Genomic DNA, 14,740 nt, shown 5'->3' on the forward strand with positions numbered 1-14,740 from the left:
GTTTCGATGAGCCAGCAAACTATTACGTTGTATACCGATTCAGATTTTTTTAGTCCTTATGTGATGTCGGTATTCGTATCATTGACAGAAAAAGCACTGCCTTTCTCATTAAGCGTCATTAATTTGTCTGCTGGGGAGAATCTGCAACAGGCTTATGCCCGTCTGTCGGCGACACGTCGGGTGCCGACACTGGTTATCGATGATTTTCAACTCTCTGAGTCTTCAGCTATTGCTGAATATTTGGACGAGCGTTTCCCGGCGCCAGATTACGCTCGGCTGTATCCGCAAGATAGGCAAGAGCGTGCCAGAGCGCGTGAAATACAGGCATGGCTGCGCAGTGATTTTATGCCGGTCCGCACTGAACGGCCAACTGAAGTGGTCTTTGCTGGGTTAAGGCTGCCTCCTTTGTCTGATAGCGCGCAACAAGCGGCGAATAAACTTATTTCTGGGTTGGAGCGTTTGCTGTCGGATGGCAGAAGATATTTATTCAGTGAATGGTGTATCGCAGATACTGATTTGGCACTGATGCTTAACCGGTTAGTTCTGAATGGCGACAACTTACCTGAGTATCTTCGTCAGTATGCAAATTACCAATGGCAGCGGCCTTCTGTGCAGCAATGGCGAGCATTATCGCAGAAATAGAGGTAAGAAAAATTGAGGGTGGGGGCAATCCTTCACCTTGTACCAAAGTAGGATTAGCTTCGATAGAATGAAAAACGTTATTGAGTTTGAAACTGAGCGTTTACAGCTACGGCAGTGGCTCCCGTCAGACCGGGCACCTTTTGCAGCGCTTAACGCAGATCCTCGCGTTATGGCATTTTTCCCAGCCCCTCTAACACGTGAAGCAAGCGATATGATGGCTTCACGTTGTCAATTATTGATAGCACAGTGTGGCTGGGGGTTGTGGGCTGTTGAGCTGAAAGCTAGCGGGCAGTTTGTCGGCGCATTGGGGTTACATATTCCTACCGTTAAATTACCTTTTTCACCTTGTGTCGAGATAGGCTGGCGTTTTGCTTTTCCATTTTGGGGGCAAGGGCTGGCAACGGAAGCTGCATTGGCAGTATTGACGGTAGGTTTCGATCAATTAAAACTGGCTGAAATTGTTTCATTTACTGCTTTAATTAACCTGCGTTCACAAGCATTGATGGAACGAATCGGCATGGTGCGCGCGCCAGACCATTTTCCCCATCCAATTGTCAGCCCTGACAGTAAGTTAAGCCAACACTGTTGGTATCATCTTTCTCATCAACAATGGCATAACAGACAGGATGATTTTGTGAGACTATCATCAAATTAGTCTACGTTTAGTCAGTAATATTTGGCCGCATCTGCTAGGACATATAATGATAATAAGCTGGGAATTAGTTCGTTCCATGGCGTTGCTAACCGGAGTTTCTCTATTGGTGGCCTGTAGCCAATTACCTAGAAATCCAGTGCCAGTGGAGTTAATGCCAGCGGCCGAAATCCCTGGAATGCCGGATATCCGTGCCGGGGCAGGGCACATTAGCCCGATATTTGAAGCGGATTTACTGCAATCTTATAAAGATGAATCGAAAGAGATGTTCCGAGCCGCGGATGGAACATTGGTTTATCCCCATCTGGCATTATCTGGTGGTGGCCCAAATGGCGCCTTCGGTGCTGGTTTTTTGAACGGCTGGACGAAAACAGGTAAGCGCCCCGTGTTTAAGGTGGTCAGTGGAGTTTCCACTGGCGCGTTGATCGCACCTTTCGCCTTTTTAGGGAGTGATCACGACCAGGCATTACATGACTTTTATACCACCACCACCACCCGTGATATTTTCCATCTGGATAATCTATTATTTCGCCTCTTTTTCCGCGAATCATTAGCGGATACCAGCCCGTTGTCTAAATTGATTGATGGGCATATTACTCCTGAGTTAATGAGTGAAATCGCCCAGGCACATCGGCATGGTCGGCGGTTGTATATGGGTACGGTGGATCTCGATTCGCAAAGATTTATTGTCTGGAACATGGGGCTGATTGCGATGAAAGGGACTCCTGAAGCTTTAATGCTATTTCGTAAGGTGATGCTGGCTTCCTCTTCAGTCCCTGTCGCGTTCTCACCGGTATTTTTTGATGTGGTGGCTCAGGGTAAGCATTACGATGAAATGCATGTTGACGGCGGTGTGGCGGCGCGGGTCTTCTATAATGGTGGTGTGTACAGTTCAAAAGTCGTACGTACCAGAGCGGGCCTGGCAGACAGTAAAGAAGATATTTATATCATCCATAATGGACAGCTTGGCCCACAACCAGAACCGACCCCACGGTTGGTGCGTAATATCGCTATGCGTACTCTTGACTCAACCAGCAAAGCGGCATTGGTCGGGGATTTGTATCGTATTTATGCATTCTCTTTGGCTGAAAATTCAGGATTCCACTGGATAACGATTCCATCAAATGTTGATACCAATGGCGCAGAGATTTTTGATCCCATCAAGATGGAGCGTTTGTATCAGGCGGGTTATGCAGAGGCGTTACAGGGGCCAAAATGGTCACTACGGCCACCAGGTACCATTGAGATGAACTCCTTACTACAAGATGCTGCTGCCATGCACAGTAACTAGAGGGGGCGCTTTGGCGTTGATGCCATGTCAGGCTGGTACTTGGGTTACATTAGGTCAAGCAGTGGGAGTGAGCCATCAATAAGCGCCGCGGTGATATAGATAATAAATAGTGAATAGAGAAAGAAATTGCTGATCATTCGGCACCTCAATTACTCACACAGATAAGGTCTTTGTCATGACAAAGCCACTACAATATAGCATGTGAGCTGACTAAAAAACGCACTGATAGTGAATAAATAATGAATCTGCTGGGGTGGATTTAGAATGATGAATGCTTTTCAAGCAAGTTCTGAGCGCGTAGTAGGGTTTTAGAGTGACTGAACAATGAGGTTAGGACCAGATCTTGCCTGTCAGTCTTGGTTGAATATGCTGTAATATCAAAACGTTATCTTCAATTGAAAACAATTTAAGCAGCATATGATCAGAGAGAGTGTAATTGTGCTACACTATGCGACCGATAATCAAGGATAAAACATGAAAAAAGTCTCAATCATTGCTCAGTGCTTAATAAACGCTAAGAGTTTCAGTGAGATGTCCGAAGCTGAATCCTCGATAAAAAAAGTTTTCAACGATAGTTACGCAGAACATTCTTTTGATGAATGGAATACCGACGTTTCTACGTTGAGTGCTAACCGTGTTATCAGTTTGGTTGCTGGTGCTTCCAAGGTTCGGGTCAGAGGGTTGATCCAAGAATTATGGAATCACTGACCCCAGACCAAAGGTTTCCAATAACCCGTCTACCACATCACTACGCCAAGCATGCAAGTCATGCTGCGTGGTGAATGATTTCCCCGTACTTTCCATTTTCCGCTTGTTTTTTTCCCCGTTGTCTCCTGCAAAACCGGCTATTTTCGTGAACAAAAATCTGGCCCGGTACAGATAATCTGAGTAAACGCTGACCACTCCACGGTTTATTGCCGTTGGTTAACGTAATCTAACGAGGTTGTACAACTGAGAGGCGAGCATATGTCATTTCTTGATAGCGTCAAAAGATTGGTTAGCAGTGTAAAAGTGAAGATCAAGTGCCCAGATTGTGGCGCAGTCTCTGAGCAGAGCTCAGAAAAAGTGCACAAAAATACGGCCTTGGTTTGCCCAAAGTGTGGTTGCTTATTTTTACCTAAAGACAAACGCTAGCGGTAGTCATATCAGCCAAAAATCATCGACGCCCACCGCAGCAGCATTAATGCGCCACAGATACAGAGTAACACCACAAACATTTTCCAATGTTTCGTATGCAAGCGTTTGGTCACCATAGGGTCCTTATTCAATTTAGTATTATGTCTGACGGGGTCAGCTCTGCGGAATTCATTTGTTTACTGCGACGCTGGTTACTTTAGGTATAGTAGCGAAAATTTATGCTGATGCGAGAGTTAGTCAGTTCGTACCAGTTAAGATAAAGTGTAATATGCGCTGCATCAATAAGATGACGAATAGGAATAATGAAACTATGGCTACAGTCCCACAAAAATATCAAGATGCCGAGCGTTGGGCATTTGGTGATACTGAACAAGTGGCAGATGATGTATTGGCATTAGTACTGAACGGTACGAAAACAGCGACCTGTGCGGCATTGGATGAAGATGGCGTGCCGCAGGCGGGGGATATCTTTGTTGTGGTCAATGGCCGCAATGAACCGGTTTGTGCGATAGAGTTGACCGACGTAGAATTGAAAACGTTTGATCAGGTTGATGAAGCCCATGCTGTCGCTGAAGGTGAGGGCGATCGAACGCTGACGTTTTGGCGTAAAACGCAACAGCGCTTTTTTGAGGAGTACGAGATGTTCTCCCCAGAAATGATGCTGATTTGTATGCAGTTCAAAGTATTGGAAAAATTCTGATAGCTGGCTTCTAGTGGTCAGTAATTTGATTGATTTTGCACTACAGATATTATCGAGTCGCAACAGAAGAAACCGTCACTCATAAATTGTAGCTATGGGTTGACGGATCTTCTTATTGCAACAATCACGTTACCCTCATTACCCAAGCATCCTGATGTCGATCGTAATGTTGCTTAAAAAGCAACCGGTCTTTCCCATCTAACGTTGCGGGAATGCTGGTATGTTCATCCCACCCATCTAGCTGCATGCACAATTCAGGATCCGATTTACAGGGGATACTGAGGGTGTTTTCGCCTTTTGTCAGTGGTGCAGATAACTCTGCGTCATCAACTTCAAAATCTCTGATTTTTACTAGAGTTTTTCCCATAAAGACTCCTTACCTACCAAGTGGTATGAGGTATGACCAGATTGGTCGCCTTATTGAGAATAGCTGAGTCAGAAAAAAGTGCCAGAGGCCGCATCTAAAAAATACCGCCTCGGCGTAAATTCTATCCGCATCGAATCTGATGGGTGTTAATTATTTAATACCGAGTATGTTTAGTCAGAGTAGCCTAATGGCTGCATTCGCAGGGGAGTTCAGCCAAATTAAATTGGTTACGGCCATTCTTTTTCGAGTAATAAAGTGCTTGATCTGCCGCGAGCATTAAATCCGCTTGATCTGTAATACCACTATGCTGATGGGCTTGATAAACAGTGACACCAAGGCTGATGGTGACTTTACGGAATTTACTGTCATTGTGTTTAATTCCCATAGCACGGATAGATTGCAATATATGCTCGGCCACCAGGCTGGCGCCCTGTTGATCGGTATCTGGCAGAATAGCAGCAAACTCTTCTCCACCATAGCGAGCAACAATATCGGTGCTGCGTTTTAGTGATTTGCGTAATGCCCTGGCGACCAACCGTAAGCAGGCATCACCAGAGATATGACCATAGCAGTCATTGAAGTTCTTAAAGTAATCAATATCAATCATTAAAACTGCTAGCGGAGAGTCTGAGCGTTTTGCCCGCATAAATTCATGGGCCAGCACTTTTTTGAACGCCCGGCGATTAGGCAATTTAGTCAGTGAGTCTGTTCTGGCCTGAATTTCCAGACGTCGATTTGCTTTAACCAGCTTAAGTTCCAGCAATTTTCGTTCATGGATATCTTCTGCGGTTCCATACCAACACAACACATCGCCATTGTCATCTACGCTGGGAACTGCTCGGATTCGCATCCAGTTCCATCCCTTTTCAACATGACAAAAGCGGATTTCAACATCCAGTGGCTGCTGTGTTTGTAAGGAGTGTTCCCAACTGATTAAGGTGGGGTGGCGATCATCTAAATGGATGGTACGCAGCCATTTATCTGCCAGCGCCTCTTCGCGGGTTAATCCCGTAATTTTTTCAAAGCGAGAACTGACATCGGTAATCATGCCATCCGGGGATGCAGTCCAGGGAATTTGCGGATTCAGCTCCACCATATTGCGGTAATGCTGTTTACTGCTGCGCAGCTTTTCTTCCATCTCTTTTAATGACGTAATATCGATCATCGCGACGGACAGCCCACTCACTTGACCACTGGGATATCTGGCGGCATTTATCCGCATAAAGAACACCCGTGCTTTATCCGGCATCTGAAACTCAGCATCGGGGATACTGTCATTGCAATAGGCTTTCAGCAGAGCACTCTGCAAAATAGGAATAATGCCAGGTAGGAAGTCTGCAATTTTGCGCCCATTAATCTCTACTGTATTTTTACCCAGAAGTTCAGCCAGATAATCATTTACAGTAACATAGCGCAGGGTTGTATCGATAAAGCACAGACCAGCCGGAGCACTGGAATAAATCGATTCCAACTCAAATAAGCGTTTACCCGCATCATAAGGTAAATTGCTCAGGTTTCGATCAATTCCTCGATAACCTTTGAATTCGCCGTTATCATCGAACAGTGGGATACCACTGGTTTCAACTAAGACTTCGCTGCCATCAGCGCGTATATTACGGTTTTGCAAACCGGCAAAAGGGATACGTGCAGCCGCAATCTCTGCAAATATCTTTCCTACCCGGCTGGCTTCATCCTGAGGCATAAAGTCAAACGGCGTTTTACCGACCACCTCATGGGGTAGGCGACCAAGAAGCTCAATGGATTTTGCAGATGAAAACGTATAACGGCCGGAAGCATCAACTTCCCAGATCCAGTCTGAATTATTCTCGATGATGTCCCGTAAGCTGTTCATTTCTTTTAACAGACCAATGTCAGCTGATTCTTCCCGATTATCGTAGTCAGTCATGATGTCCACTCCTGTTTAATCTCGGCTTTCCTTAGATAGAAATATGTCGGCTATTATTTAAGCCCGCAGATTGTATAACAGGGACAGATTTAGTACAGTCCAATCGGATTTTTCTTATAAATAAACAATAACTAAAAATTTCAATCATAAAAAAATAAAAGGTTAAAAGACCAATAGTGCATAAAACACAACGAGTTAATGGCTTCTCCTCCTCTGTATTCCGGCACCACACTAGTATTCCAGCACTACACTGACATTGTCCTGATAGGTGCCAACGGTTCTTTGCGTTTGTTGTGCATTGATCATCGCTTTATAAGGAATCTGTTGAGCTGAGCCTGTCGCGGTATCTGATCTTTTGTTGGTTATATTCCAGGGAATCGACCCCGAGCCCTGATACAGTTGATACTGTAAATAGTCGGTAGGGGGGGCAGGTATAACACTCCCTGGGAGTAATTTCATTTGGGGCCAAAGGGCAGAGAAATTATCGCCATTTGTTATGTAGGTAGTGAAGGTGGCGTTCTTGGTACAGGTAGCGGTGATAAATTGATTTACAGGAATAAATTGTGACATTAACGCGTAGCTACCAAAATCGACATTGGGCGCGGCGTTTATGACACAATCGTTGTTGACCACCAATGTGACAGTGACTGTTGATGAAGCCGTTCCTTTGAATGTGCCACCGATACAGACGCCAATAACGGCAGAGCATAAATCATAATTCCAGTTCAAAGAGATAGTATCGGTATAAGTGCCGGCACTGATATTGACGTTAATGGCATTATTACTGCCAGTACGGATATAGATAGGTAAATTGGCTTTTATTTTCCCCAGCACGATGGTGAGTAAATTGCTGTTAGCATAGTTAATATTCCCCCCGACTATAATGGGATTGTTGTAGCCTGGGTCAGAATAGATTGAATAAGGAATTAAGTCGCCGGCGGCATTCTTAAGATTAAGATTATTAGCAGTGCTGGTGATGGTGCTGTTCAATACGGGAGTGGATAATACGCTCAGCGCTGTTCCATCACAGCCAAGTGCCGTTATACCACTGGCACTTTCGGGGAGGGTATTGACATTAAACGATGAATTTTGTGGCAGCTTTACTTCTGCGGCAGCAAAAGTGCACGCGGTGGCACTGCTGACAGACAATAGCCACAGTACAGACAGAACCAACCAATAAGGTAGCCTGTATGGCCGAGGTATCTTGCTGGTAATTTGCGTCGTGAGCGATATCATTAGCTGCTCCTTAAATAAAGTTGCCGATAGCCAGGTACGGCAATTATTGGCATATGGCTGTACCAGCATCTTGTATCCCTTTAGTATTTTTCAATTGGAATTGGCTGTAGCAGCGGGTGCCATTATCAGCCCGCACTATGGTGAGTTTATTCAACTGGGTGGCTTGCTCAATATAAGCCATACCATCCCAACCGACATAACCGCTAGGTGTGTCGCCCGTGGTATATATCGCGCTGCCTTTCGGTAAGTCTTGACCGGATTTATCGGTAAGTCTGATATTTGCGGCGGTAATCTGTGTTATGGGGAAATCAATTAAATAGCCACTGCGTTCGCTAATCGCTAAATTTCGCTCTACTGTTGGCAATATGACATCGGCAGGTAAATTCATGGGGTCAATCTGGAATTTGGCCTGATAATATGAAGAAACTGTCGGAATCAAGATATATCCGTTGTTGTTCGTAGTACCAATCAGTTGGTTTTCGTAACTGACCGGAATATTGCTAAAACCATTGGTTGATACCAAGGCAAATGCATCGTTAATCATATTACTGGCATAAACGCCGCCATTCATCATAACCAGCGAGCCACTTAATTCACCCCAACTATTATAGTTATCACTATTGCCATAAACACCGGCGCGACTTTCCATTATCCGAGTGCGCCAAATAACATCTGCTTGTTGGTAACTGCTATTTTCACTGTTGCCGTTGGCATAAGCGAGATTCCAACCCAGTCCGCCATTAGAAGGAGCTGCCCGGCTATAATTCACGCGTTGGGACCACTGGTTATCAACATCACGGCTGGTGCTGGCGCTGGCTGATCCCCATTCACCCAGCGGGATACTCCAGATCAGTTGTGCGTTGTAACCTTTGGTCCCCAACTCACGATTGAGGGAGAGGTAAATACTGGTATTACGGAATATTGAGGTGCTATAGCTGATATTGACCAACCGGGTTCGCTCACCGAGCGCATCCCTGACATCGAAATAACCAGATCCAAGTGTCCCTAAGTTTCCAAGGCTGATACTGCCGGTTATCTGGTCGGTACGTCGGCTCAGACGAAAGTCGCTTTTGTAATTAGCCAGATCGCCATAATTATCGCTGCGGCTAATGCGCTGAGCATTCAGATTAAAGTAGGAATTACTGTAGGTATAACCTAATGAACGCTGGTTACCGATACCACCACGGGTATTAATGGCAACCTGTGAGGTATTAATGGTTGAATTGTTGATATCAGTGGCTGGTTGACTGATGACATCACTAAATGCATCGGCAGAGGTACTACTCATGCTGTAGGCACCATTCAGTACCCCAAATAGGCCCAGTCGAAATCCGGCTCCGCCACCTACCACATTCATGCCTTTGGCAGCATCCCCTCGGCCTTCTAGTGTCAACCAAGACGTTGTGCCATAACGAACCACGCCACTGGCGACAGGATCAGCATAATCGGCAGAACGGATGGCATAATTGCGGCGTAAAGCACCGGCTGACAGGCTAAAATCCCACATGCCGGGTTTTAGCAGTGAACTGGCAACATAAAATGGCACTGAGGTGCTGATTTGTCTACCGAGGGCATCGGTTGTAATAATAGTCGCTTGGCCAGCACCATTAATACGAGGGGCATTATCGATAACAAAAGGGCCGGGGTTAATATTGGCTGATTGTGTTCTGAAGTTATCAATATACAGTTCGACAGTGCTAGGTACCGCAGCTTGACCGGCAAATTGCGGCATCGGATAGGTAATAAGGTCGGGGCGAATAGCAAAATTACGCGCGATTTGAACACCACCCAGGCGCACCGCGCTACTCCAGGGCAAGGCTCCAGTGATCAGGTCACCTGCGGTATAACGTAGCAGGTTTTTTTCATCATTCCTCTGCCATTGGGTATCAAACCGAATATAGCCGTTATTATCCGTGTCGCCGTTATTACCTGAAAAGTTAGTACGATAAACGCCGGTATTACTGATTAAACCAAAACGGTCAAAAATACGTTGCTCGCTCCAGGCTGAGGCATTACCTGACTGTGGGTTACCACTGTTCTGGCTGACATAAAAATCATAATTTAATAAAAATCCCAGGCTACTTTGTGCAAGATTAAAATCATCGGTTGCGGCAGAGTTAATTTGCTGTTTCGGTAACCACTCGCTGGGAACATCAATTAATAGCCGTTGGTTTTCTCCATCATATTTCACGGCCACCTTATCCATCTTATCAACCGCAACCTCAGCACTAGAGGGTAATCCGATGGTTTTTAACTGTGCTGGTGAAAGATAGTAATGTCCCCCGCGATAGATGACTGGCACAGCATCACCAAAGTTACGGTCATTGACCACTAACTCAAGATATAAGGTACTGTCGGGCATTGCTGCCATAGGTGGCGGCAGATTATCCCCCCAAACTTCCCAGGGGATGAGTGGAGGCAACAACACTGAGCCATACATCAATATTAATAATGGTGACAGCTTGAATCTGATAGTCATTCCCAACCCTAGGTTATTATTAAACACACCTTATCTGCTGTATGCGAACACCTTATTGGTGTGGGATGACTATGGGTTTGGTGCTGTTATTGATAATGGCGCTTAATTCTCCTGTTCTGGCTGTTGGGCTGAGCGGGAAACTCATTTTTGCGCCGGCTAACACATAACCGAGTAAACCTTTATTAATGTCTTTCTCTTGCAGGGTCACCCGCGAAATCCGTGCATGAACAGCGCCCTGATTAGTGATATTCAACCATTGTTTCTCGCCTTGTGAATGCACGCTATAACTGAGTTTCGTCGGCATAACACCGGGGGCTGGCGTGGTATCAGATGCCGCCAGCACACCACTGCCGTAAACAAACAAGGGAACGGAATAGCGCATTTGGAATTTCAGCCCTAACTGAGTGGCAGCGGGGGCGGTTTTATCGTTTGGGTCCTTATAAGGTATTTCATCAATTAATATGCGGTAGGCTTGTTCTTGCCCAGCGGGAACGGGGGCGTTTTTGACTAAACGAATCAGTTGACGCTTACCGGGTTGAATAGTTGCAACCGGTGGGCTGGCGATGATTCTTGATTGCGGGGTGTAATCGTCTTGGGTGTTGACCTGCTGCCAACCTAATACCCGAATCTGCATATAGATAGGCTGACTATCTTTATTTTCCAACCACAATGCAGTGGCTTTATCATTGTCTGAAATTATCGGGTCAATGGGCCAGATCAGAACGGAGGCCGCAGCATACAGTTGGCTACTGGTCAGTGTGGCCGAAAGCAATATTACCCGAGATAGTAGGTTAAATGGCGTCATAGTGAAATCTCCTGCGGCATCGTGCCAGTAATCAATAAGTAACTGTAACTAATAAAGTATCTGTGTAGACGCCAGCGCTGGGTTGCATACTACTGGCAAATAGTTGTGCATAAAATTGACTTGTTGCTGGGTGCCATCGGTGGTCACTAAACGTGTCGATCCCCCATTGGCACCATCCCCCCAGATCTGTGTTCGGGCAGGGTTTTGATATATTTGATACAGCAAATATTCGCCCGTTGTGCTGTTGAGTAAGCGCCTGCCGGCAGAAATGTTACCTGAGGTATTGGCCCCGGAATTAAGCGCCAGTGTGACCGTGGGATTACCACTGCACTGGAGGACGATACTGCCTGAGTTGAGTCCAGATATTGCGTTAGTGGCGTTTGCCAATGAAGAGACGGTGCCGAAATCCAATGTGCCAAAGTTGCTGGTATCGGTGGCTCCGCCCCCAAGGCTACAGCCGGTTTGCACTATTGCATTGACAGTGAAACTTTTAGATACCGGTGAGGTGGCAGCATGGGTAACGGCTATGCTGAGTACTAAAATAAGTAGGGCGCGGGTGAGGTTATACTGAGATAAAGCATATTTCATTGTCAGCATCCTCCATAATATTTACCAATTCACCGTGACCTGAACGGTGTCGGTATAAGTCCCTACCGCCGGGGTCGGTTGGGCAAAAACCAGACCATAAACCGGAATGATCACCACTGATCCGCTAGCAATCTGGGAAATGCCAGTCAGGTTATCCCAAACTTTGCTATGTGCCGCATCGGTATACAGGTTGTAATTAACATGCTGGCCTGACGGGCCGCCGGCCAAATAACGGCTGGCAGTGCTACCACTCTGCCCGCCATTGAGTAGCACATTAAAACTGGTCCCCTTACTGCATTGGACGGAAATGGCACCGTTATTTCCCTGACCGGCGACGGCAATCGGAGTAGTTAACGCCACCACAGTGCCGAAATTCAGGGTACCAAAACTGGTTGCGCCATTAACAATGGTGCCCGCAGTACAAGTGGGCAATAGCGTGGCACGGACGGTGATATTGGCATTTTTCGTTATAGCCCCAACGGGAAAAAGTGGCAGCAGTAACAAGCTGCAAGTGGCGGCCAGAGCAAACAAGCGGCCTGCCATTACCAGGTAACAGTGACGGTAACAGTATCGAGATAGGTGCCGACACTGGGTGTCGTTTGAACAGGGACGCGGGCATAAATAGTCAGTGGGATCGCGGTGGCCAACCCAGTGCCCGTTCCATCAACCGTGCCGGATACTGGCGTCGCATTCCATGGCTGAAGAAAACCGTTGTCTCTGTAAAGGTTATAATTGACGAATTCTGATGTTCCGCCAGCCAGTCGGCGTTGCCCAGAGTTGTCATGCAGCCCATTATCTATTGCGATGGAATAAGCGGTATTATTGCTGCAATGCAATTTAAGTGAATCGTTGGTCGTGCCACTGAATGTCACGCTAAGAGGTGCGGTTAGGTCGCTCACTGTGCCGAAATTTACAGTGCCCAGATTACTTAAGTTGCCACTCCCGAGACCATTATCGATGTAACAACCGGCGATGATGTTGAGTGTTGCGTTTAGTGTTCCACTGGCGGTACCTGCACCTTGCACTGGCGCTGTCTGTAGTACCATCACCGCACCTAAAATAAGTAAGATTCTCTTCATTATTGCTTCCTTAATCATCTAATTTGCAGCCAGGTAAGCGAGAACAGAGTTGCGCCAATAACGTAGCGAAACTAATGTTTATGTAACAAATCATTAAAAATTTAGATATTTAATTAATAGCAGCAAGATTTAGAAAGTGTTTAAAATTAATTAAAAAATCTTTATCCATCTCATTTACATCATTTATTCCTATTTGTACTGGCAAAAATTTAAAAATGGGTTAGCTATTTTATTCAAGATAAATTGATGTTTTTATATCGGGGGTTTACTGGCATGAATCCATTCAGCCAAATAAGGATATGCTGAGATCCATATCAAAGATCCTGGCTATTGATTAGATTTATTTTTTGAATATATTGCAGAAATAGCTAAAGCAGTACCGCCCAATAGGGCGGCTATGCGGTAAGTAAACTGCATTCCCTGGGTGATATGATCTACGGTTGCTAATTGAATGTTTTGCTGGGCGCAGGCAAAGGCGAAAATAGCCCCCATGACAGCGGCGCCAGTAATCAGCCCGAGATTGCGCGAAAGATTCAGCAGGCCGGATGCAATGCCTCGTTGTTGCGCGCCAACAGATTTAATCACCAGCGTATTATTCGCAGCCTGGAAAATAGCATAGCCAGCTGTAATCAGGCAGACCGGCAAAATATAGCCGGGCAGGCCGGCAATTGGCCCGATCATCGACAGTGCAATTGCCCCGGTAGTGATCGCCGTTAATCCTGTAATCACCATCATTTGAGCACCGAATCTGTCGACCAGATAACCCGCAGGAACCCCGATGAGTGCCGCGACTATCGGGCCGGCGGACATCGACAATCCAACCCATGGTGTACTCATGGCAAAAGCCCGTGAAAGATAGAATGGCCCAACGACTAATGTTGCCATCATGATAGTGGTGACCAATGCACTGACTATCAATGCACTACGCAGTTGTGAGTGGCGCCACATAGCGGTTTGAATTAATGGGTATGAGGTGTTCTTTTCCGCCCAGATGAATAATCCGATGCCGATTACCGCAGCGAGTAATAACACTAAATTAAGTGTGCCGAAGGTGCCATGGCCCAGCGTCATGGCAAGGGCATACAGTGCCAGAGTCAGGCCCAGCAATAGCATCCCAAGAGGATCAAAACCACCATGGGCCTGTTGTAATTCGTTGTTAGTGCTAGGGAATGAGTCGGAGATGGGTAAATAGCGTGATAGCAAAAATAGGGCTAATAACCCAAAAGGGATGTTAATCAGGAACATCGCTGGCCAACCGAATCCGCTGATTAACATGCCGCCCACTGATGGCCCAAGTGCCGTGCCGATAGCCGAGATGCTGCCGAGCATGCCCATCGCCCGCCCGATTTTTTCTTTACTAATCGCCTCACCGACCAGCGCCAGAGTCAGTGTCATCATGGTGGCGGCCCCTAATCCCTGTAACACACGGGCAGCAATTAACACTCCGATGTCAGGGGCTAACGCGCAACCCAGAGAGGCCACTGTGAATAAACCAATCCCCGCATTCAACAATCGGCGTTTGTTAGTGATATCCCCCAAACGGCCAATGCTGATGGCCGAGGTGGTAATCGCCAGTAAATAGGCTAAAACGACCCACTGCGCCGCTTGAAAAGAGGCACTGAAAGTGAGTGTTAACGTGGGTAAACCCACATTGGCGATACTGGTTGCTAATGAAGAAAGCAGCATCGGCAGTGAGAGGCTGATAACTATTCTGCTTAGCGCACTGTTGGCGATGATGTCACTATTGATGTTTTCGGTATTGATTTTCATTAATAGATTAACTCCTGAATGACCTGTTCAGGAGAGACTAGGGCATTACATCATAAGGCGGAAGGCGCATGGAATGCAGTTTATCCAT

Annotated in this window: 16 protein-coding genes and 1 pseudogene; 6 read left to right on the top strand and 11 right to left on the bottom strand. The window is 46.3% G+C overall.

The window, feature by feature from the left end; all coding sequences use genetic code 11:
• Nucleotides 1-6: 6 nt before the first annotated feature.
• The 4 genes from yfcF to V2A84_RS06360 all read left to right on the top strand — a co-directional run bounded on the left by yfcF (nt 7) and on the right by V2A84_RS06360 (nt 3,293).
• On the top strand, nt 7-642 hold the full coding sequence (gene yfcF / locus V2A84_RS06345) for a glutathione transferase (protein ID WP_083158643.1): 636 nt from the start codon (nt 7-9) through the stop codon (nt 640-642).
• A 67-nt stretch (nt 643-709) separates the two neighbouring features.
• Entirely contained in the window at nt 710-1,297 is a 588-nt protein-coding gene (locus V2A84_RS06350) for a GNAT family N-acetyltransferase (RefSeq protein ID WP_083158644.1), read from the top strand.
• A 46-nt stretch (nt 1,298-1,343) separates the two neighbouring features.
• On the top strand, nt 1,344-2,585 hold the full coding sequence (locus V2A84_RS06355; protein ID WP_420073793.1) for a patatin-like phospholipase family protein: 1,242 nt from the start codon (nt 1,344-1,346) through the stop codon (nt 2,583-2,585).
• A gap of 474 nt (nt 2,586-3,059) precedes the next feature.
• Entirely contained in the window at nt 3,060-3,293 is a 234-nt protein-coding gene (locus V2A84_RS06360; RefSeq protein ID WP_005182969.1) for a hypothetical protein, read from the top strand.
• Here the strand turns inward: V2A84_RS06360 and V2A84_RS06365 are convergent.
• Complete coding sequence (locus tag V2A84_RS06365) at nt 3,279-3,446, bottom strand: hypothetical protein (protein ID WP_442848659.1); 168 nt, start codon at nt 3,444-3,446, stop codon at nt 3,279-3,281. The two genes, V2A84_RS06360 and V2A84_RS06365, sit on opposite strands and share 15 nt — an antisense overlap.
• A gap of 105 nt (nt 3,447-3,551) precedes the next feature.
• Here V2A84_RS06365 and V2A84_RS06370 point away from each other — a divergent pair, with 105 nt between their 5' ends.
• A complete protein-coding gene (locus V2A84_RS06370) occupies nt 3,552-3,719 on the top strand; it encodes a YnfU family zinc-binding protein (RefSeq protein ID WP_227746530.1) in 168 nt (55 codons plus the stop codon).
• Between the two features lie 11 nt (nt 3,720-3,730).
• On the opposite strand, the gene yniD is transcribed toward V2A84_RS06370, so the two are convergent.
• The gene (gene yniD / locus V2A84_RS06375) at nt 3,731-3,838 is read right to left on the bottom strand and encodes a small membrane protein YniD (protein WP_086018937.1); all 108 of its coding nucleotides are present in this window, start codon (nt 3,836-3,838) and stop codon (nt 3,731-3,733) included.
• Between the two features lie 194 nt (nt 3,839-4,032).
• Between yniD and V2A84_RS06380 the strand changes: the two genes are divergently transcribed.
• Nucleotides 4,033-4,422 (top strand): ASCH domain-containing protein, encoded by a 390-nt coding sequence (locus V2A84_RS06380; protein WP_083158646.1) that lies wholly within the window; start codon nt 4,033-4,035, stop codon nt 4,420-4,422.
• Between the two features lie 124 nt (nt 4,423-4,546).
• Here V2A84_RS06380 and V2A84_RS06385 read toward each other — a convergent pair whose 3' ends face one another.
• The 9 genes and pseudogenes from V2A84_RS06385 to V2A84_RS06425 all read right to left on the bottom strand — a co-directional run bounded on the left by V2A84_RS06385 (nt 4,547) and on the right by V2A84_RS06425 (nt 14,652).
• Complete coding sequence (locus V2A84_RS06385) at nt 4,547-4,789, bottom strand: DUF1480 family protein (protein ID WP_083158647.1); 243 nt, start codon at nt 4,787-4,789, stop codon at nt 4,547-4,549.
• A 184-nt stretch (nt 4,790-4,973) separates the two neighbouring features.
• Nucleotides 4,974-6,695, bottom strand: coding sequence for a sensor domain-containing diguanylate cyclase (locus tag V2A84_RS06390; protein WP_083158648.1), 1,722 nt, complete (start codon nt 6,693-6,695; stop codon nt 4,974-4,976).
• A gap of 231 nt (nt 6,696-6,926) precedes the next feature.
• Nucleotides 6,927-7,931: a Csu type fimbrial protein gene (locus tag V2A84_RS06395; RefSeq protein ID WP_083163596.1), complete on the bottom strand. Its 1,005-nt coding sequence runs from the start codon at nt 7,929-7,931 to the stop codon at nt 6,927-6,929.
• 43 nt (nt 7,932-7,974) lie between these two features.
• Nucleotides 7,975-10,410 carry a fimbria/pilus outer membrane usher protein gene (locus V2A84_RS06400; protein WP_083158649.1) on the bottom strand — a complete coding sequence of 812 codons (2,436 nt, stop codon included), beginning with the start codon at nt 10,408-10,410 and terminating at the stop codon, nt 7,975-7,977.
• Between the two features lie 52 nt (nt 10,411-10,462).
• Nucleotides 10,463-11,215, bottom strand: a complete 753-nt coding sequence (locus V2A84_RS06405; RefSeq protein ID WP_083158650.1) for a fimbrial biogenesis chaperone — start codon at nt 11,213-11,215, stop codon at nt 10,463-10,465.
• 31 nt (nt 11,216-11,246) lie between these two features.
• Nucleotides 11,247-11,803, bottom strand: a pseudogene (locus V2A84_RS06410) (Csu type fimbrial protein).
• Between the two features lie 21 nt (nt 11,804-11,824).
• A complete protein-coding gene (locus V2A84_RS06415; RefSeq protein WP_083158652.1) occupies nt 11,825-12,346 on the bottom strand; it encodes a Csu type fimbrial protein in 522 nt (173 codons plus the stop codon).
• Nucleotides 12,346-12,882: a Csu type fimbrial protein gene (locus V2A84_RS06420; RefSeq protein ID WP_083158653.1), complete on the bottom strand. Its 537-nt coding sequence runs from the start codon at nt 12,880-12,882 to the stop codon at nt 12,346-12,348. The genes V2A84_RS06415 and V2A84_RS06420 overlap by 1 nt, the downstream gene beginning before the upstream one ends.
• A gap of 327 nt (nt 12,883-13,209) precedes the next feature.
• Entirely contained in the window at nt 13,210-14,652 is a 1,443-nt protein-coding gene (locus V2A84_RS06425; protein ID WP_083158654.1) for an MFS transporter, read from the bottom strand.
• Between the last annotated feature and the right edge of the window lie 88 nt (nt 14,653-14,740).

The organism is Yersinia sp. 2553 StPb PI (genome assembly GCF_052217105.1).
Classification (GTDB): Bacteria; Pseudomonadota; Gammaproteobacteria; order Enterobacterales; family Enterobacteriaceae; genus Yersinia; species Yersinia enterocolitica_E.